The sequence below is a fragment of the Micromonospora sp. WMMC415 genome (assembly GCF_009707425.1).
In the GTDB taxonomy this organism is placed as follows: domain Bacteria; phylum Actinomycetota; class Actinomycetes; order Mycobacteriales; family Micromonosporaceae; genus Micromonospora.
This window is the reverse complement of sequence record NZ_CP046104.1, coordinates 4159433-4177061: the sequence shown is the minus strand read 5'-3', so window position 1 is coordinate 4177061 and position 17629 is coordinate 4159433. Positions and strand designations below refer to the sequence as shown.

At 74.1% G+C, this 17629-nt stretch carries 18 protein-coding genes; 9 read left to right on the top strand and 9 right to left on the bottom strand.

The features are described 5' to 3' along the window. Nucleotides 1-7 precede the first annotated feature (7 nt). From cydB to GKC29_RS19615, 3 genes are all read left to right on the top strand, one after another. Nucleotides 8-1006 (top strand): cytochrome d ubiquinol oxidase subunit II, encoded by a 999-nt coding sequence (cydB, locus tag GKC29_RS19625; RefSeq protein ID WP_155332204.1) that lies wholly within the window; start codon nt 8-10, stop codon nt 1004-1006. Nucleotides 1007-1097: 91 nt separating this feature from the next. Continuing rightward, nucleotides 1098-1823, top strand: coding sequence for a nitronate monooxygenase (locus GKC29_RS19620; RefSeq protein WP_230688719.1), 726 nt, complete (start codon nt 1098-1100; stop codon nt 1821-1823). 136 nt (nt 1824-1959) lie between these two features. Beyond that, nucleotides 1960-2415: an OsmC family protein gene (locus tag GKC29_RS19615; RefSeq protein WP_155332203.1), complete on the top strand. Its 456-nt coding sequence runs from the start codon at nt 1960-1962 to the stop codon at nt 2413-2415. 26 nt (nt 2416-2441) lie between these two features. Here the strand turns inward: GKC29_RS19615 and GKC29_RS19610 are convergent, their stop codons facing one another. The 4 genes from GKC29_RS19610 to GKC29_RS19595 form a co-directional block, all read right to left on the bottom strand. Beyond that, complete coding sequence (locus GKC29_RS19610; RefSeq protein ID WP_155332202.1) at nt 2442-3053, bottom strand: dihydrofolate reductase family protein; 612 nt, start codon at nt 3051-3053, stop codon at nt 2442-2444. A gap of 133 nt (nt 3054-3186) precedes the next feature. Beyond that, nucleotides 3187-3867, bottom strand: a complete 681-nt coding sequence (locus tag GKC29_RS19605; protein WP_155332201.1) for a hypothetical protein — start codon at nt 3865-3867, stop codon at nt 3187-3189. 67 nt (nt 3868-3934) lie between these two features. Then, nucleotides 3935-4393, bottom strand: coding sequence for a peroxiredoxin (locus GKC29_RS19600; RefSeq protein WP_305070162.1), 459 nt, complete (start codon nt 4391-4393; stop codon nt 3935-3937). A 41-nt stretch (nt 4394-4434) separates the two neighbouring features. Beyond that, nucleotides 4435-5268 carry a patatin-like phospholipase family protein gene (locus tag GKC29_RS19595; protein ID WP_155332200.1) on the bottom strand — a complete coding sequence of 278 codons (834 nt, stop codon included), beginning with the start codon at nt 5266-5268 and terminating at the stop codon, nt 4435-4437. 69 nt (nt 5269-5337) lie between these two features. Between GKC29_RS19595 and GKC29_RS19590 the strand changes: the two genes are divergently transcribed. The 3 genes from GKC29_RS19590 to GKC29_RS19580 all read left to right on the top strand — a co-directional run bounded on the left by GKC29_RS19590 (nt 5338) and on the right by GKC29_RS19580 (nt 9248). Next, the gene (locus GKC29_RS19590; RefSeq protein WP_155332199.1) at nt 5338-6066 is read left to right on the top strand and encodes an SDR family oxidoreductase; all 729 of its coding nucleotides are present in this window, start codon (nt 5338-5340) and stop codon (nt 6064-6066) included. Between the two features lie 154 nt (nt 6067-6220). Next, entirely contained in the window at nt 6221-8632 is a 2412-nt protein-coding gene (locus GKC29_RS19585; RefSeq protein WP_155332198.1) for a PEP/pyruvate-binding domain-containing protein, read from the top strand. 13 nt (nt 8633-8645) lie between these two features. Next, nucleotides 8646-9248, top strand: coding sequence for a TetR/AcrR family transcriptional regulator (locus GKC29_RS19580; protein ID WP_155332197.1), 603 nt, complete (start codon nt 8646-8648; stop codon nt 9246-9248). Between the two features lie 46 nt (nt 9249-9294). Here the strand turns inward: GKC29_RS19580 and GKC29_RS19575 are convergent, their stop codons facing one another. From GKC29_RS19575 to GKC29_RS19565, 3 genes are all read right to left on the bottom strand, one after another. Beyond that, nucleotides 9295-10947 (bottom strand): FAD-binding oxidoreductase, encoded by a 1653-nt coding sequence (locus GKC29_RS19575; RefSeq protein WP_155332196.1) that lies wholly within the window; start codon nt 10945-10947, stop codon nt 9295-9297. A gap of 92 nt (nt 10948-11039) precedes the next feature. Next, entirely contained in the window at nt 11040-12665 is a 1626-nt protein-coding gene (locus tag GKC29_RS19570; protein ID WP_230688718.1) for a multicopper oxidase family protein, read from the bottom strand. Then, nucleotides 12658-13104, bottom strand: a complete 447-nt coding sequence (locus GKC29_RS19565; protein WP_230688717.1) for a hypothetical protein — start codon at nt 13102-13104, stop codon at nt 12658-12660. Before GKC29_RS19565 ends, GKC29_RS19570 begins: the two co-directional genes overlap by 8 nt. 26 nt (nt 13105-13130) lie before the next feature. Here GKC29_RS19565 and GKC29_RS19560 point away from each other — a divergent pair, with 26 nt between their 5' ends. Further along, entirely contained in the window at nt 13131-14159 is a 1029-nt protein-coding gene (locus GKC29_RS19560; protein ID WP_370463268.1) for a LysR family transcriptional regulator, read from the top strand. A 125-nt stretch (nt 14160-14284) separates the two neighbouring features. Here the strand turns inward: GKC29_RS19560 and GKC29_RS19555 are convergent, their stop codons facing one another. Next, nucleotides 14285-14536: a phosphotransferase gene (locus GKC29_RS19555; RefSeq protein ID WP_155332195.1), complete on the bottom strand. Its 252-nt coding sequence runs from the start codon at nt 14534-14536 to the stop codon at nt 14285-14287. A 127-nt stretch (nt 14537-14663) separates the two neighbouring features. Between GKC29_RS19555 and GKC29_RS19550 the strand changes: the two genes are divergently transcribed. Together GKC29_RS19550 and GKC29_RS19545 are read left to right on the top strand one after the other, a co-directional pair. Beyond that, nucleotides 14664-15671 carry a tyrosine-type recombinase/integrase gene (locus GKC29_RS19550; protein ID WP_155332194.1) on the top strand — a complete coding sequence of 336 codons (1008 nt, stop codon included), beginning with the start codon at nt 14664-14666 and terminating at the stop codon, nt 15669-15671. Between the two features lie 159 nt (nt 15672-15830). Beyond that, the gene (locus GKC29_RS19545; protein WP_155332193.1) at nt 15831-16718 is read left to right on the top strand and encodes a bifunctional 5,10-methylenetetrahydrofolate dehydrogenase/5,10-methenyltetrahydrofolate cyclohydrolase; all 888 of its coding nucleotides are present in this window, start codon (nt 15831-15833) and stop codon (nt 16716-16718) included. On the opposite strand, the gene GKC29_RS19540 is transcribed toward GKC29_RS19545, so the two are convergent. Further along, a complete protein-coding gene (locus GKC29_RS19540) occupies nt 16715-17494 on the bottom strand; it encodes an endonuclease/exonuclease/phosphatase family protein (protein ID WP_155332192.1) in 780 nt (259 codons plus the stop codon). The genes GKC29_RS19545 and GKC29_RS19540 overlap by 4 nt on opposite strands. Nucleotides 17495-17629: the final 135 nt, after the last annotated feature.

The window sequence follows — 17629 nt, the reverse complement described above, 5'->3', positions numbered from 1 at the left end:
GCCCCACGTGGAACTGACGACCGTCTGGTTTCTCCTCGTCGCCGTCCTCTTCACCGGCTACTTCATCCTCGAAGGCTTCGACTTCGGCGTCGGCATGCTGCTGCCCGTCCTCGGCCGCGACGACCGCGAACGCCGCGTCCTCATCAACACCATCGGCCCGGTCTGGGACGGCAACGAGGTGTGGCTGATCACCGCCGGCGGCGCCATGTTCGCCGCGTTCCCCGAGTGGTACGCCACCCTGTTCTCCGGCTTCTACCTGCCGCTGCTGCTCATCCTGCTCGCCCTGATCGCCCGCGGCGTGGCCTTCGAGTACCGCCACAAGCGCCCCGAGGCGTCCTGGAAGCGCCGCTGGGACGCCGCCATCTTCTGGGGCTCCCTGCTGCCGGCGGTCCTGTGGGGCGTCGCGTTCGCCAACATCCTGCGCGGCGTGCCGCTGACCGCCGACCACGAGTACGCCGGCGGCCTGTTCGATCTGCTCCACCCGTACGCCCTGCTCGGCGGCGCCACCACCCTCGCGCTGTTCCTCACCCACGGCGCCGTGTTCATCGCCCTCAAGACCGTCGGCGACGTCCGCGAGCGCGCCGGCGCCCTCGCGGTACGCCTCGGCGTGGCCACCGCCGTGCTCGCGGTCGCGTTCCTCACCTGGACGCTGACGATCCGCTCCAGCGCCGCCGCCGTCGTCCTCGCCGTCGGCGCCGCCCTGGCGCTGGTCGGTGGTCTCGCCGCCGCCCGGGTACGCCGGGAGGGCTGGGCCTTCACCGGCACCGCCGTGGCGATCGGCCTGGCCGTGGCGACCCTGTTCGCGGCGCTGTTCCCGAACGTCCTGCCCTCCACGCTGGACGCCGCCGGCACGCTGACCGCGGCCAACGCCGCCTCCACCCCCTACACCCTGAAGATCATGACCTGGGTGGCGGTGGTGTTCACCCCCGTCGTGCTCGCCTACCAGGGCTGGACGTACTGGGTGTTCCGCAAGCGCATCGGCGTCGCGCACATTCCGCAGCACTGACCGAACGCCCCGGCCCGCCACGGCGGCGGGCCGGGACGCTCGTCGCGGCGGCAGCGGCCTGGGAGGTGTCCGCCGGGCCTACGCTGGGGCGGTGAGCGGGGACGTGTGGACGGACTTCGTCAGCGGTGCGACGCCGGTCGTCGGCGCGCCGATGGCCGGGGGCGCCACCACGTGCGCCCTGGTGTCGGCCGTCGCGGCGGCCGGCGGCTTCGGCTTCGTCGCGGCCGGCTACAAGACCCCCGAGGCGGTCGCCGCCGAGCTGGCCGAGCTGCGGGCGGCCGGCACGCCGTGCGGGGTGAACCTGTTCGTGCCCGGCCCGCCCGAGATCGGCGAGGCGGAGTTCCGCCGGTACGCCGGCCAGATCGCCGCCGAGGGCGGACCGTACGGCCTCGACCTGGCCGCCGCCCCGCTGCTGCACGACGACGACCACTGGCGCGACAAGATCGACCTGCTGCTGGCCGACCCGGTGCCAGTGGCCAGCTTCACCTTCGGCCTGCCCGACCCGGCGCACCGACGAGAGCGGAGCGAGCCGCACCCACCGCGACGCCGTCGCCGACGCGGCCCGCACCACACCGTCATCACCCGCGCCTTCACCGGCCGGCCCGCCCGGGGCCTGCGCAACGGCTTCGTCGAGCGGTACGAGGCCACGGCGCCGCTGGGCTACCCGGCGGTGCACCACCTCACCCGGGGCATGCGGGCGGCCGCCGCCGCGGCGGGCGACCCCGACCGGCTGCACCTGTGGGCCGGCACCGGCTACCGCAGCGCCAGCACCGGACCGGCCGGCGCCGTCGTCGACCTGCTCGCCGCCGCCCTCTGACCCCGGTGGTCGTCTCCCGGCCGGCGGCATCGCGGCTGCCCGGAGCGCCGATCGACCCGATGCCAGCGGCATCGGGTCGATCTTCCGGACCGGGGACGTCTGGTGGCCCGTCACACCGGCCCGGCAGACTGGGCCCATGCGCGAGCACCACTACCGCACCACCGTCACGTGGGCCGGCAACCGCGGCACCGGCACCAGCGGCTACCGCGACTACGACCGCGACCACCTGGTCACCGCGGACGGCCCGCCGCCCATCCCCGGCAGTTCCGACCCCACCTTCCGGGGCGACCCGGCCCGCTGGAACCCGGAACAGCTGCTCGTCGCGTCGCTGGCCCAGTGCCACATGCTGTGGTACCTGCACCTGTGCGCCGAGGCCGGTGTCGTCGTCACCGACTACACCGACACCGCGTCGGGCACCATGGCCGCAGGCCGGTTCACCGACGTGGTCCTGCGTCCCACGGTCACCGTGGCACGGCCGGACATGGTCGAGACCGCCACGGCGCTGCACGCCGACGCCCACCGCGCCTGCTTCATCGCCAACTCGGTGAACTTCCCCGTCCGGCACGAGCCCGCCGTCACGGCAGCGGCCTGACCGGATGGGCGGCGGGCAGGCCCACGTCAGCCCCCGACGGTGCCGAACTCCGGCGCGCCCGCGTGGTCGTAGGTCAGCATCGTCACCCCGCTGCCGGAGGTCCGGCTGTCGGTCAGCCACAGCCCGGCCGGCGGCACTGCGTCGGCGAACAGGCGCCGGCCGCGTCCGAGCACGACCGGGAAGATGAGCAGACGGTACGTGTCGATCAGCCCCTCGCGCATCAACGACTGCGCGAGGGCGCCGCTGCCGTGCACCTGAAGCTCCCGGCCCGGGCGGCGCTTCAGGTCGCCGACCGCCGTCGCCAGGTCGCCGGTCAGCCGCTGCGTTCCCGGCCAGGTCAGCTCGTCGCCGCGGGTGGTGGCGACGTGCTTGGGCAGCCGGTTCAGCGGCCCGGCGATCGGGTCCCGCGGGTCGGTGACCTGCGGCCACCAGGCGGCGAAGATGTCGTACGTGCGGCGGCCGAGGAGGAACCCGTCGGCGTGGGTGAAGACCTCGCCCATGTACGCGCCGAGCGAGTCGTCGAAGAGCGGCGCCCCCCAGCCGCCCAGGTCGAACCCGCCGCTGCGGTCCTCGTCCGGCCCACCCGGCGCCTGTATGACGCCGTCCAGGGTCAGGAACGTGGTGATCGTGAGTCGCATCGTGACGTCTCCCTCGGGATCGGGCCGGCCCGCGCCGGCTCTCACCTTCCCGACGGCTGAACGAGCCACGAACCGACATCAACGCCGGTGACTCACGTCACAACGATCCGTCGCCGTGCCGCGCACGCTGTCGTCAGCCGGCCTCCCGCAGCTCCGCCAGCCGCGCCTCCACCTCCGCCAGCTCCGCCCGCAGCTTCTCCGCCTGCCGCTCCGCGTCGGCCCGCTCGGCCGCGAGGATCTGCTCGACCGCCTCGTGTACACCCGGCACGTCCACCAGCGCGACCATGCGCAGCGCCTCCGCCGGCTTCACCACGTACGGCTTGGCGAGGACCTTCGCGCCCTGCTGCGCCGCGACCGTCCACTCGCCCTCGGCGTACGCCAGCGTCACCGTCAGCCCCGCGGGCCCCTTCGGCTTGGCGGCCTTCACCGCCCGCCGCGCCGGCTTCGCCGCCTCCACCTGCGGCGCCGCCTCCGGCTCGGCGCGACGCGGCGCCGGCGGCGCCGGAGTGTCCAACACGAACTCCGGCTCCGCCGGCGCCGCCGGCTCCTCGGTGGGCTTCGGCTCCGCCGCCTTGCGGCCCGCGCCGCGCGGCGCCACCGCCAGGTCGGCGGGGGAGAAGGGCAACTCGTCGCGCCCGAACCGCACCACCACGAACTCGTCCGACACCGCCGGGTCGGTCAACGACACCACCTGACCCACCTGCCCGGCGATCTGACCCGCCGCCGCCGTGAACACCACCCTCGGCTTCCGGCCCGCGGCCAGCGCCTCCCGGATGCCCGCCACCTCCTCGGTGGACAAACCCTGCCCTGTCATCACGCCCTCTTCCGTACACCTGTCCGACAGCAGCCCTTGATACCAGCCGGCTGCGACAGGCCGACGATCAATCCCCCAGCGCCCGCAACGCCCGGTCCGCGTGGTCGTTCATGCTGACCTCCGAGTGGATCACCTCGATCACCCGCCGGTCGGTCCCGATCACGAACGTCATCCGCCGCGTGCTCAACGGGCCCAGCGGCAGCCGCCGCCGCACCCCGAACCGCCCCGCCACCGCACCGTCGACGTCCGACAACAGCGGATAGTCGAACCCGTGCAACCGGGAGAACTCCGCCTGCCGCGCCACCGGATCCCGGCTGATCCCCACCCGCTGCGCGCCCACCGCGGCGAACTCCGCCGCCAGGTCCCGGAAGTGGCAGCTCTCCGCCGTGCACCCGCGCGTCATCGCCGCCGGGTAGAAGAACAGCACCACCGGCCCGGACGCCAGGAACTCCGACAGCCGCCGCATCCGACCCGTCTCGTCCGGCAGTTCGAAGTCCTCGACCACCTCACCGACCGCGACCACCACACCCACCTCCACCCAATAGCCGTCCGCGCGAGCCTAGGCGATCATCCCCACACCGCCGCCACCTCGTCGACCACCGCCGCCGCCTGCGCCCGTCCCGCCCGCGCCGCGCCGGCCCGCCGGGCCGGGTCCAGCACGTTGCGGCCGATTGCCGTCCGGGCGCCCGCGTCCGGCATCACCACCGCCACCTGCGCCCCGTCCGCCCGCAGCGCCGCCACCTGAACCGACAACCGCGGCATCGGCCCGAACGCCGCCGCCATCGGCGCCAGCACCACCACCCGTTCCGCGCCCGCCGCCAGGTCCGCGTTCACCGCCGACCGCATGCCCCCGTCCATGTACCGCCGCCCGCCGACCGTCACCGGCGGCCACACACCCGGCACCGCACAGCTCGCCCCCACCGCGTCCACCAGCGACACCCCCGAATCGGCGTCGAACACCACGAACTCGCCCGTCGCCACGTCCACCGCCGTCACCAGCAACCGCCGCGGCGGCCAACCACGCGTCGGCAACCGAGACTCGATCACCGCCCGCCGGGACTGCTCCGACGGCGTACGCGCCGCGACCGCCATCGCCCCGATCCGCGCCCGCGCCGCCACCGGATCCCGGGTCACGCCGCCCGCCCACACCAGCCGCGCCAGCGCCGGCCACCCCAGCCGCGCCGCCACCTCACCGCCGGCCGGGCGCAGCTGCGCCGCGTACAGGTCCTCGACCGGTACGCCCGAGCACACCTGCGCGCCCACCACCGAGCCCGCGGACGTCCCCACCACCAGGTCGGCCGCGGCCACCTCGACGCCCCGCTCGGCCAACCCGGCGAGCAGCCCGAGCTCCCACGCCACCCCGGTGACCCCACCGCCGCCCAGCACCAACGCCCGTGACACGCGCCACCTCCTCCGCAAGCTGCCGGTCACGGTAACGTCGGGCATCCGCGCGGACCAGGGGAGAGGGCATTGAATCCCGTCACCGTCATCACCGGCGGCAGCCGCGGCATCGGCGCCGCCACCGCCCGCCGCCTCGCCCACGCCGGCCACCACCTCGCCTTCTCCTACCGCCGCGACCGCACCGCCGCGGAGAAGGTGCTCGCCGACCTGCACGCCACCGGGGTACGCGCCGTCGCCATCCCCGCCGACACCCGCGACCCCGACCAGATCACCGCCCTGTTCGACGCCGCCGCCGACCTCGGCCCGGTCACCGGCCTGGTCAACAACGCCGGCGTCACCAGCCCCATCGGCCCCTTCGTCGACCTCGACCCGGGCGACCTGCGCCACGTCGTCGACGTCAACCTCGTCGGCTACATCCTCGCCGCCCAGCAGGCCGCCCGACGGATGAGCACCGGCGGCGCGATCGTCAACGTCTCCTCCGTCGCCGCGACCCTCGGCAGCCCCGGCGAGTACGTCCACTACGCCGCCGTGAAGGCCGCCACCGACACCCTCACCGTGGGCCTGGCCAAGGAACTCGCCCCCCGCGGCATCCGCGTCAACGCCGTTGCCCCCGGCATCATCCGCACCGAGATCCACGCCCTGTCCGGTCAACCCGACCGTCCCGACCGCGCCGCCGCCCGCATCCCGCTCGGCCGCCCCGGGGAACCCGACGAGGTCGCCGCCGCCATCGCCTGGCTGCTCGGCCCGGACGCCAGCTACACCACCGGCACCGTCCTGCGGGTCGGCGGCGGCCTCTGACGGGTGGCAGTCCCCCTCTTCGTTCTCGCCCGGGTTGGCGGTCGCGCCGACGTCGGGTGACCCACGTCGCCCCCATGGCATTGCAGTCGCATCGTGAACCGGATACGGTCAGATGCAGTGCAGTCGTATTGCAAAATTCTGGGGGAGGCGTCCCATGCAGGTCGTTCCGCTGTCCGACATCACCGCCGACATGGCGGACCTCGTCGGCGGCAAAGCAGCCGGCCTGGGGGAACTGATCCACCACGGCGAACGCGTCCCACCCGGCTTCTGCATCACCACCGACGCCCTGACCGGCGACCTCCCGGCCGCGGAGATCACCGACGCGTACCGCCACCTCGGCGGCGGCCCCGTCGCCGTACGCTCCAGCGCCACCGCCGAGGACCTGCCCGACGCCAGCTTCGCCGGCCAGCAGGACACCCTCCTCGACGTCACCGGCGACGCCGGCCTCCTCGCCGCCGTCGACGCCTGCCGGGCCTCCCTGCACGGCCCCCGCGCCACCGCCTACCGCGACGCCCACCACATCGACCACGACACCGTCCGGATGGCCGTCGTCGTGCAACGCATGGTCGCCCCCACGGTCTCCGGCGTCCTCTTCACCGCCAACCCGCTGACCGGCAACCGCACCCAGATGCTGGTCGACGCCGCCCCCGGCCTCGGCACCGCCGTCGTCGACGGCGCCACCACCGTCGACCACTACCTCCTCGACGGACCCGACCACCACGACACCGGCTGCCTCACCCCGGCGCAACTGGCCGAACTCCACGCCCTCGGCCAGCGCCTCCAGCACCACCTCGGCAGCCCACAGGACGTCGAGTGGGCGTACGACCACGACGGCACCCTCTGGGTGCTCCAGTCCCGACCCATCACCACCCTGTTCCCACCGCCCCCACCCACCGACAAGCCCGAACCCCGCGTCTACCTCGAATTCGGCCACGTCCAAGGCATGCTCCAGCCCGTCACCCCGATGGGCATGTCGTCGCTCAAGGCGGTCATCGCCGCCATGCTCGCCGCCCTCGGCGTCCGCGTCGACATCGTCGACATCGGCGGGCGCCTCTACGGCGACCTCACCGACCAGGCCCGCGACCCCGCCACCCGCAAACGGCTGGTCAAACTCCTGGCCGTCGACTTCGGACCCCGGGCCCAGGCCGTCATGCAACACGTCCTCGCCGACCCCCGCTTCGCGCCGCAACCCCGGCGCACCCGCACCGCCGGCGGCCCCACCGCCCGCACCGCCGGCCGCGCCGCCAGCGGCGTCCTGCGGGCCCTCACCCGCCCCGACACCGCCCGCGAACGCATGCTCGACGCCATCGACCGGATGCGCCGCACCTGCGCCGCGCCCACCGACCTGACCACCCCCGCCGACCGGCTCCGCTTCGTCCGCGACCAGGACACCACCGACAGCCCCGACGAGATCATCTGGCCCATCATGGCCGGCATGCTCGCCGCCGCCCTGCCCTCGTACCTGCTCAAGGGCATCGCCGCACCCGGCGAGATCCACACCGTCCTGGGCGGCATGCCGCACAACGTCACCATCGAGATGGACCTCGCGCTGTGGCACGTCGCCCAGCACGCCACCGACCACCGCCGGCTCCTGCTCGACACCCCACCGGCGGAACTCACCGCCCGCCACCGGCAGGGCACCCTGCCCGACATCGGCCTGGACCGGTTCCTCGACACCTACGGCCACCGCGGCGTCGCCGAAGTCGACCTCGGCGTGCCCCGCTGGGAGGAGGACCCGACACCCGTCTTCGCCATGCTCGCCAACTACCTGCGCCTCACCGACCCCGACCAGGCCCCCGACCGACGGTTCGCCCGCGCCGCCGCCACCGCCGAGGCCACCCTCACCGACCTCGCCACCCGCGCCCGCCGCCGACGGCCCGTCCGCGGCCGCCTCGCCGTGTTCCTGCTGCGCCGCGCCCGCGCCCTCGCCGGCCTGCGGGAGGCCGGCAAGTTCGCCGGCCTCTACCGCCTCCGGGAGATGCGCCGGCAACTGCTGCACATCGGCGCCGACCTGACCGACGCGAAACTGCTGGACCGGCCCGACGACGTCATGTTCCTCACCCTCGACGAGGTGCACGACGCCGTCCACCACGGCACCGACCACCGGGACACCGTCACCGCCCGCGCCGCCACCCACCGCCGCGAACTGCGCCGCCGCACCATTCCGGTGGCGCTGCTCTCCGACGGCACCGACCTGGAGACCGTCCTGCCGGCCGCCCCCGCCGCCGAAGGCACGCTGCGCGGCGTCGGCGCCGCACCCGGCCGGGTCACCGGCCCCGCCCGCATCGTCCACGACCCGGCCACCGCCCGCATCGAACCCGGCGACGTCATCGTCGCCGCGACCACCGACCCCGGCTGGACGCCGCTGTTCCTCACCGCCGCCGGCCTGGTCACCGAGACCGGCGCCGTCATGGCCCACGGACCCACCGTCGCCCGCGAGTACGGCATCCCCGCCGTCATCTGCGTCCCCGACGCCACCCGCGCGATCACCGACGGGCAACTCGTCACCGTCGACGGCGCCGCCGGCACCGTCACCGCGCTCCGTCCCGGTGCGACCGCACCGTGAAAGCATCGACACCATGCCGAAGAAGGTGGACCCCCGGCAACGCCGGACACTCATCGCCGACGCGCTGATGCGGGTCGCCGCCGAGCAGGGACTGGAAGCCGTCAGCCTGCGCCACGTCGCCGCGGCGGCCGGCGTCTCGGCCGGAATGGTGCAGCACTACTTCCGCACCAAGGACGAGATGATGACCTTCGCCCTGTCCGTCGTCCGCGACCGCAGCCAGGCCCGGGTGACCGACGCGGTCACCGCCCTCGGCGACCGACCCGCACCACGGCACCTGCTCCGGGCGATGATCTCCGCGCTGCTGCCGCTCGACGAGCAGTCCCGCGACGACGGCCGCGTCGCACTGGCGTTCCTCGCCTACACCGCCGTACGGCCGGAGACCGCCGCGACCCTGCGCGAGGACAACGCGCAGATGGTCGCCTTCGTCGCCGGCCTCCTCCCGAGCCCGCGCGCCGACGACGCCGCGGCCGGCCTGCTCGCGCTCATGGAGGGCCTCGGCGTCCAACTCCTCAGTGGCAACTACACCCCGCAGCAGGCGCTGCGCGCACTGGACCACCACCTCGACCTGATCTTCGAACCGGCGGCAGGGGAGAGGCACCCGATCAGCCCGAGGTGAGGAAATCCCGCCCCACCGCGCCGCTCACCGTCCTGGGGGCACAGCGTCATCCGGTCCTGGCGCCGACCCGGGCCACCCGCTCACCGCCGGCCGACCCGGCGTCGACCAGAACGCCGGGATTCAACACCCAGGACGGGTCCAACGCGGCCTTCGCCGCCCGCAGCGCCAGCGCCACCGGATCCGGGCGCTGCCGGTCGTACCAGGGACGATGGTCGCGGCCGACCGCGTGGTGATGGGTGATCGTGCCGCCCGCGGCGAGCAGCGCCTCGGACACGGCGTGCTTGATCTGGTCCCACTGCGCGAGCATGCCGTCCCACCGGCCCGCCGCGTAGACACCGAAGTAGGGGGCCGGCCCGTCCGGGTAGACGTGCGTGAACCGGCAGGTGACCACACCGGTCGCGCCGACCTCGGCCAGCGCCGCGCCGGCCGCGTCCAGCACCGCCGCGCGCAGCGCCGGGTAGCGGTCCCAGGTGCAGGCGGTCTCGAACGTCTCCACGATCATCGACCGCGCGGCGAGCGCGTCGCGCTGGTACGGCATCCGCAAGAACGACGACCGCCACGTGTCCACGGCGCCGCCACCCCGCCCACCGGACACGTCGCCGTGCCGGGGCGGCTCCGGCAACGTCCCGCCGTGGTCGCGGCACAGCTCGACAGCCCGGTCCAGCGCCGCTGCGACCGGATGGTCGGCCGACTCGAAGCCCAGCACCAGCACCCCTCCGCCGGTGGCGGCGCCCGCGTTGAGCAGGGCCTCCGCCGGGTCGAGCAGCCGGCAGTTGCTCGGGTGCAGCCCGGACTGGGCGACCGCCCGGGTGGCCCCGACCGCCGCATCGTGGTCGTCGAAGTGCACCGCCGCGTCCGCCCGCCAGCGCGGCCGGTCCTGCAGGCGCAGCCACGCCTCGGTGACGACCCCCAGCGCACCCTCCGAGCCGAGGAAGAGCCGGTCAGGTGACGGCCCCGCGCCGGAGGCGGGCAGCCGCCGGGACTGGCTGACACCCGACGGGGTGACCACCCGCAGCGACTCCACCAGGTCGTCGATGTGCGTGAGGACGGTCGCGTAGTGCCCGCCCGCCCGGGTGGCCAGCCAGCCGCCCACCGTGGAGAACTCGAACGACTGCGGGAAATGCCGCAACGTCACGTCGTGCGGGCGTAGCCGCTCCTCCAGCGCCGGGCCGAACACCCCGGCCTGGATGCGCGCCGCCCGGCTGGTCCGGTCGACCTCCAACACCCGGTCGAGCCGGCCGAGGTCGAGACTGACCGCGCCGGCATAGCCGTCGTGCACCCGCGGCTCCACACCGCCCACCACCGACGAGCCGCCCCCGTAGGGGATCACCGCGACCCCGTCCCGCGCGCACCAGTCCAGCACGTCGACGACGTCCTGTTCCGACGCCGGGCGGACGACCAGGTCCGGTGGGTGCCGCACGTCGCCGTGCAGGTTCCGGACGACGTCCCGGAACGCCTTGCCGTGCGCGTGGGCGGCCCGGTCGGTCGGCTCGGTCGAGCACAGACGCGCCAACGACGCCGGCGGGACGACCCGGGACGGCCGCAGACCCAGCTCCGCCACCGGCGGCGGATCGTGCCGGGTCAGATCGGCCTCGGGCAGCACCGCGCGCACCCGGCCGGTCAACGCGTCGGCCTCCGCGCCGCTCACCGCGTCCTCGACGTGGCCCCAACCCCACCACGAACGGTGCTTGCCGACCATCCGGCCTCCCCGCCGTCAACCAGCCCGACTCGCCGTAACCTACTCGACCGACGGCGCAGCCGGTGGCCGCGTCTCCGGCGGCAGGAGCGGTGTCAGACCACCTCGAGGTTGGCCATCATGCCCATGTCCTCGTGTTCGGCGTTGTGGCAGTGGAAGAGGTAACGGCCGCGGTAACCGTCGAAACGGGTGATGATCTCCGCCGATTCGCCCGGCCGCAGCGCGACGGTGTCCTTGAGGCCCGCGTCGTGGGGCAGCGGCGGCCGGCCGCTGCGCGAGAGGATCCGGAAGCCGACCAGGTGCAGGTGCACGGGGTGGTGGACGTCGGCGACCAGCCGCCACACCTCCACCTCCCCGAGACCGACGGTGACGTCGGAACGAGCCGGGTCGAACGGAATCCCGTCGATCACCCATCCATGATCGCCGTGCAGGCGACCGGCGCGGAAGGAGAAGTCGCGTACCCTGACGGCGTCCGACCGCCGCCAGGCCGGCAGATCGCCCGACAGGACGCGGGGGATGCGGCTGCCGTCGGCGGCCTTGCGCGCCACCCGGAAGGCCATCACCTCGCGGGTACGCCCGGAGCCCAGCCGGTTGACCACTCTGACGCGACCGCCGACCGGGACACCGGAGAAGTCGATGACCACGTCGTAACGCTCGGCCGGCGCGATCGGCAGCACACGATGGGTGACCGGCGCCGCCAGCAGCCCCTGGTCGGCGCCGACCTGGACGAGATCGAGCCGACGCCCGTCGTCGCTCACCGCTTCGAGCTCGTAGTGCCGGGCGTTGGAGGCGTTCAGGATCCGCAACCGGTAGCGAACCGCGTCCACCTCGTGCACCGGCCACGGGGCGCCGTTGACCAGGATCACGTCACCGAGGACCCCGCCGAGATAGGGCTCGCGAACGCCCAGCCGCCCGCGCAGCGTCGGGTCGAGGGCGGGGTAGTCGAGACCGCCGTCAGCGGCGAACGAACGGTCCATGATCACGAGGGGCAGTTCGCGCCGCCCCGCGGGCAGACCGAGCGCGTCCTCGGCGTCGTCCCGGACGATCTGCAGCCCGGCCAGCCCCCGCCAGATCGCGGGAGCGGTGAAGTCCATCCGATGGTCGTGGTACCACAGCAGCGCCGGCCGCTGCTCCAACGGGAAGGTGTAGTCGCGCGTCAGCCGGGTCACCACGGCCCGCGGATCGTGGTGCATGCCGTGGCCGCTGCCGTGCCCACCGTGGCCGCGGTGGTGCCCGCCGTGGCCGGGATCCGGCCAGCCCTCGGGAAGGACCAGGTCCGTCGGATACCCGTCGGACGCCGCCGGGGTGCGTCCGCCGTGCAGGTGCACGACGGTCGGCACGGGCAACTCGTTGCGGTGGGTCACGGTGACCGGCCGGCCGCTGCGCGACTCGATCGTCGGCCCCGGGAAGGTCCCCTCGTACGTCCACACCGGCGTCCTGACACCCGGCAGGATCTCCACCGTCGCCTCCCGCTGGGTGATCTCGTAACGGTCGGCACCGCCCGCCGTGCTGACCGGCTTCAACACGGCGGGAATCGGCAGCGGCACCTGGAACGGCGGCGGTAGCGGTATGGCGCTGCGCAGCAGCGCACCCGTGACCGCCGGCCGGCGGGCCATCGCGGCCGACGCCGACAGCCCGGTGACCGCCATCAACCCGAGCGTCCCACCGATGCCCAGCATCCGCCGCCTGGTCATGCCGGAGCCCACGTCGTGCTCACCCATCGCGGGCCTCCCGCCGCAGGAGGGGCCGACGCCAGACCGCGATGAACTGCACGACGAGCGCGGCGACGGTCATCACGCCCAGCGGGATGTGCAGCCACAGCGCGCCGTCCAAACCGGCGAGATACTGCCCCGTCTCGGCCGCCACCACCGCCGTCGTGGCCAGGAACGGCCAGACCTGACGCAGCCGCACCCACACCACGACCGCCGCGATGACCTGCAGGTAGCCGATGGAGGTGACCACGTCGGCGCCGACCACGTGCCAGCGCAGGCTGTCGAAATCACCGGTCAGATACACCCCGGCGAACACCGGCTGGCCGACGATCGCCACCACGTGCGCGCTGACGACGGCCCGCAGCACCCACCCGGCGCGGCCCGTCCGACCGACGGCCTCCGGCCGAGCCGGCGCGACCGGGCGGAACCTGTTGGCCGCGGTGGCCATGGGATGTCCTCCTCACGTTGTCCTCGATGCGGGAACACCACCACGTTATGACCTGGAGGGTTATCCTGCCCAAGACGAATATTGCTATGACGTTATGTCGTTGGAGGCATGACGGACACGACGGCGGGCACCGCCGCCACCCGGGACGCGCACGAACGAGGAGAGCCGTCATCGACCTGCACACGCTCAGGCAGTTCCTCGTGGTGGCCCGGCTGGAACACCTCAGCCGCGCGGCCGACGAACTCCACGTCGCCCAGCCGTCACTGAGCCGCACCATCGCCCGGCTGGAGAGCGAGCTCGGCACGCCCCTGTTCGACCGTGCCGGCCGGCTCCGGCTGAACGACGCCGGCAAACTCTTCCGCGACTACGTCGAACGGTCCCTCGGCGAGCTCGACGCGGGGCGGCGGGCCGTCGCCGAGGCCGCCAGCGAGGGCCTCGGCACCGTGCGACTGGCGTCGGAGACCTTCCTCGCCCTCGCCCGGCCGCTCGCGGCGTTCCGGCGGGCCCACCCCTCCATCGAGGTCGAACTGCACCAGATGGCCGCCGGTGACATGGCCCGCCACCTGCGCGCCCAGGACGTCGACCTCTGCGTCGCCACCCAGCCGATCCCCGCCGAGGGCCTGCAAGCGGTCCAACTGCTCGACGAAGCGGTGTGGCTGGCCACGCCGCTCGACCACCCGCTGGCGGCGCGCACCTCGGTCGGCGTCGACGACCTCGCCGACCAGCCCTTCATCACCACCCGCCAGGGGCACTGGCAACGCCGGCTCCTCGACCACCTCTTCGCCGCACGGGGCCGCACACCGAAGATCGTCTGTGAAGGCGACGAGCCCGCCGCCATCCAGGCCCTGATCGTCGCCGGGCTCGGCGTCGGTCTCGCCCCCGCCATCGCCCGCCGGGCCCCCAGTTCTTCCACCGTCGCCTGGGTGGCCGTCGACAGCCCCGACTCCCGTCGCACCCTCACCCTGCTCTGGGGGACCGGCAACCATCTCTCGACCGCCGCCCGCCTGATGCGCAGCACGATCACCGGCTGGGACTGGATCGCCGGAGAACCGTGAGCTGACCCGGACGGGTGTTCCCGGCCGGTCGGGCGCGCCGGTCGGCCAGTCGCCGACCTGCCGGTCGAGGACGGGTTCCGCCTGAACGACCTCGACCCACTAAGCATTCGATAATGTACATTATGTCAAGTAAACCGGATCGGCCCTCCCTCAGGGAGCGGTACGTGCGGTGCGACGACCGGCAGCCAGCGGTCTTCCTTGGCGACCGCCGCCACGTGACCGTCGGCGCTGGGTAGCCGCACGGCGAACTCGTCGCCGAGGCGGAACGTGCGGTTGTCCCAGCCCTGCCGGGCGACGGGTGTGACCGTCAGGTCGCTCCACTGCGGAAACTGCGCCCGGACGAGGTCGCGTACGAGTTCCCCGTCGATGTCGACCATGGCTGGAGTCGTCCGGCTCGACTCGGACGTCCAACCGTTTGCGCCGCGCCTCGGCGGGGCGCTGCCGGAACCGTCTGCTCCCCTGCCCGCTCCCTCCCGAACGCGAAAACCATGCATAATACTGCTTATGCATGACAAAGCGGACGAACCGGTAATGCGGCTGATCGAGGAGTTCCTGACCGACCGCACCACCCGCAAGCCCTCCCCGCACACCCTCGAGGCGTACCGTCGGGACCTGCGGACGGTGGCGGCCCTCGCGGTCGAGGAGGCCACCCCTCCCCTCCCCCTCGACGTCCTGCCCGTCGCCGCCCTCACCCCCCGGGTCCTGCGGGCGGCGTTCGCGCGGTTCGCCGCTCCCCGCTCCGCCGCGTCGGTGCACCGGGCGTGGTCCACCTGGAACAGCTTCTTCTCGTTCCTGGTCGCCGACGGGATCGTCGCCGGCAATCCGATGCCGGCGGTGGGGCGGCCCCGCGCACCGCTCCCCCGGCCCAAGCCGCTGCGCGGCGCGGACACCCCGGAGCAGTTGCTGGCGGCGGTGGCCCGGGCCGACGGGCGGCAACGCGACCCGTGGCCCGAACGGGATCTGGCGGTGCTGGCCCTCGCCCTGTGCGCGGGGCTGCGGCTGTCCGAGCTGCTGGCGCTGCGGGTGGCGTCGCTCGCCGGGCGGGCCGGTGAGCGGCGGCTCGACGTGGCCGGCAAGGGTGGGCGGCCGCGGGTGGTGCCGGTGGAGCCGGAGTTGGACGTGGTGCTGGCGGACCATCTGGACAGTCGCCGGCGCCGGTTCGGCGCCCGCAGCGTACGCCCCGACTCGCCGTTGCTGGTGGACCGGCGGGGTGAGGCGTTGCGCCGGGGTGGGTTGCAGTACCTGGTGGACTCCTGTTACCGGCGGGCGGGGATCGGTGACCGGGTGCCGCGGGGGGCGCGGCTGCACGCGTTGCGGCACACGTTCGCGACGCGGTTGGCGGAGGACGGGGCGAGCGCGGCGGAGATCATGCGGTTGCTGGGGCACGCGTCGTTGGCGTCGTCGCAGGCGTACATCGAGGTGACGGCGGGTCAGCAGCGGGCGGCGGTGCGGGCGAACCGCACGTACCGGGCGTTGGCGGGGTTGCTGCCGGCTCAGGACGGGGGCGGCTGAGCGGATCGCCGGGAGGATGGTGGTGGCGGATGCGCTGGCCGGGCGGGGTGTGGCAGGCTGGGCCCGGACGCGACTGGCGGCACCGGGGATGGGAGTGACCATCGGGGAGCTCGTCGCGGAAGGTCGACCGCCTGGGCCTTCCGCGGGGCGAGGTGACCCATGTCCCGATCGACGACGACGGCCCGGCTGTTGCCGGGTGGGCCGGTGGCGGATCAGGTGCTGGCCGAGGTGGCCGGGGATGTGCGGGCGTTGCGGGCGGTGGGGGTGACGCCGTCGTTGGCGACGGTGCTGGTCGGTGACGACGACGCGAGCGCCGGCTACATCCGGATCAAGCAGCGGCAGGCGGCGGAGTTGGGGTTCGCGTCGCCGCATGTGCATCTGCCGGCGTCGGCGTCGCAGGCGGACCTGCACGCGGTGTTGGCGGACTTCAGCGCCGACCGGGCCGTGCACGGGGTGCTGGTGCAGCATCCGATCCCGGCGCGGTTGGACTACGACCGGGCGGTGGAGGTGCTGGACCCGGACAAGGACGTGGACGGGATGCACCCGGTGAACATGGGGCGGCTGGCGTTGGGGTTGCCGGGGCCGTTGCCGTGCACGCCGGCGGGTATCGAGGCGTTGCTGGCGTACCACGGGGTGCCGGTGGCGGGCCGGGAGGTGGTGGTCCTGGGCCGGGGTGCGACGTTGGGCCGGCCGCTGGCGATGCTGCTGGCGCAGAAGCGGCCGACGGCGAACGCGGCGGTGACGGTGGTGCACACCGGGGTGGCGGACTGGCCGCGGTACACGCGGCGGGCGGACATCCTGGTGGCGGCGGCGGGGGTTCCGGGGATCGTGCGGCCGGAGCACGTGCGTCCGGGTGCGGTGGTCGTCGGTGGCGGGGTGCGGTACGAGGGGCGGCGGTTGCTGCCGGATGTGGACGAGTCGTGCGCGGAGGTGGCGGGGGCGATCACGCCCCGGGTCGGTGGGGTGGGGCCGACGACGGTGGCGATGCTGTTCCGCAACGCGGTGCGCGCCGCCCGCCGGGCCGCCCGGCCGGCCACCGGGGGTTAGCCGAGGTCGACCACGAGTGGCCGGTGGTCGGAGATGGTCGACAGGGGTGTGCGGACGGCGGTGACCGGCGGGAGCAGGTCGAGGCCCTGCCGGTCGGCGAGGACGTGGTCGAGTTGGACGCGGGGCTGGCCGGCCGGGTAGGTGGGGCGGCGGCCGAGGGGGCGCCAGCCGCTGATCAGGCGGGCGGCTCCGGCGGGCAGGTTGAGGTCGCCGAGGAGGATCCGCGGCGCGGGCAGGGTGCGCAGCGCGCGGACGGTCTGCCGGAGCTGCCTGGCGTTCCAGCCGGGGACGAACGACAGGTGGGTGGCGGCGACGGTGAGCGGGCCGCGGGGGGTGTCGAGGACGGCGGCGAGCACGACGCGGGGTTCGTCGTGCAGCAGGACGAGCCCGCCGCCGGGGCCCGGCACGTACACCGGTGAGCGGACCGGCGCGGGTTTCAGGCGGGTGACCCGCCACTTGGTGACGGGGTGGCGGCTGACCAGGCCGATGCCGTAGCAGGGTTCGCCGTGGCCGTCGTCGTCGTGGGTGAGCGGTCGGAACTGTTCGCCGGGGGTGCCGACGACGGCGGCGGCGAAGCGGTGTTCGGGGGCGCCGAGGGCGCGGGCGGCGATGGCGGTCAGGTCGAGCTTGCCGCTGCGGCTCTGGTCGCGGTCGACCTCCTGCAGGGCGAGGACGTCGGCGTCGAGGGCGTTGACGGCGGCGGTGAGCCGGTCGGGGTCGACCAGCCCGTCGGTGAGGGACCGGCCGTGCAGGAGGTTGAAGGTGGCCAGGCGCACCTGGTCACTGTATGCCGCCGTGGCATGGTTGCCGGGTGCTGAAGGTGCTGGTGTGTTCGGGGCTGGTGTTCGTGGCGGTGGGCTCGGTCGGGGTGTGGTTGCGGCGGCGTCGCGGCCGGTGACGGGGCCCGCGGG

Coding starts and splice junctions, on each gene's coding strand:
- GKC29_RS19615 (WP_155332203.1), top strand. CDS start 1,960: ATGCGCGAGCACCACTACCGCACCACCGTCACGTGGGCCGGCAACCGC.
- GKC29_RS19610 (WP_155332202.1), bottom strand. CDS start 3,053: ATGCGACTCACGATCACCACGTTCCTGACCCTGGACGGCGTCATACAG.
- GKC29_RS19605 (WP_155332201.1), bottom strand. CDS start 3,867: ATGACAGGGCAGGGTTTGTCCACCGAGGAGGTGGCGGGCATCCGGGAG.
- GKC29_RS19585 (WP_155332198.1), top strand. CDS start 6,221: ATGCAGGTCGTTCCGCTGTCCGACATCACCGCCGACATGGCGGACCTC.
- GKC29_RS19580 (WP_155332197.1), top strand. CDS start 8,646: ATGCCGAAGAAGGTGGACCCCCGGCAACGCCGGACACTCATCGCCGAC.
- GKC29_RS19575 (WP_155332196.1), bottom strand. CDS start 10,947: ATGGTCGGCAAGCACCGTTCGTGGTGGGGTTGGGGCCACGTCGAGGAC.
- GKC29_RS19570 (WP_230688718.1), bottom strand. CDS start 12,665: ATGGGTGAGCACGACGTGGGCTCCGGCATGACCAGGCGGCGGATGCTG.
- GKC29_RS19565 (WP_230688717.1), bottom strand. CDS start 13,104: ATGGCCACCGCGGCCAACAGGTTCCGCCCGGTCGCGCCGGCTCGGCCG.
- GKC29_RS19560 (WP_370463268.1), top strand. CDS start 13,131: ATGCGGGAACACCACCACGTTATGACCTGGAGGGTTATCCTGCCCAAG.
- GKC29_RS19555 (WP_155332195.1), bottom strand. CDS start 14,536: ATGGTCGACATCGACGGGGAACTCGTACGCGACCTCGTCCGGGCGCAG.
- GKC29_RS19550 (WP_155332194.1), top strand. CDS start 14,664: ATGCATGACAAAGCGGACGAACCGGTAATGCGGCTGATCGAGGAGTTC.
- GKC29_RS19545 (WP_155332193.1), top strand. CDS start 15,831: ATGTCCCGATCGACGACGACGGCCCGGCTGTTGCCGGGTGGGCCGGTG.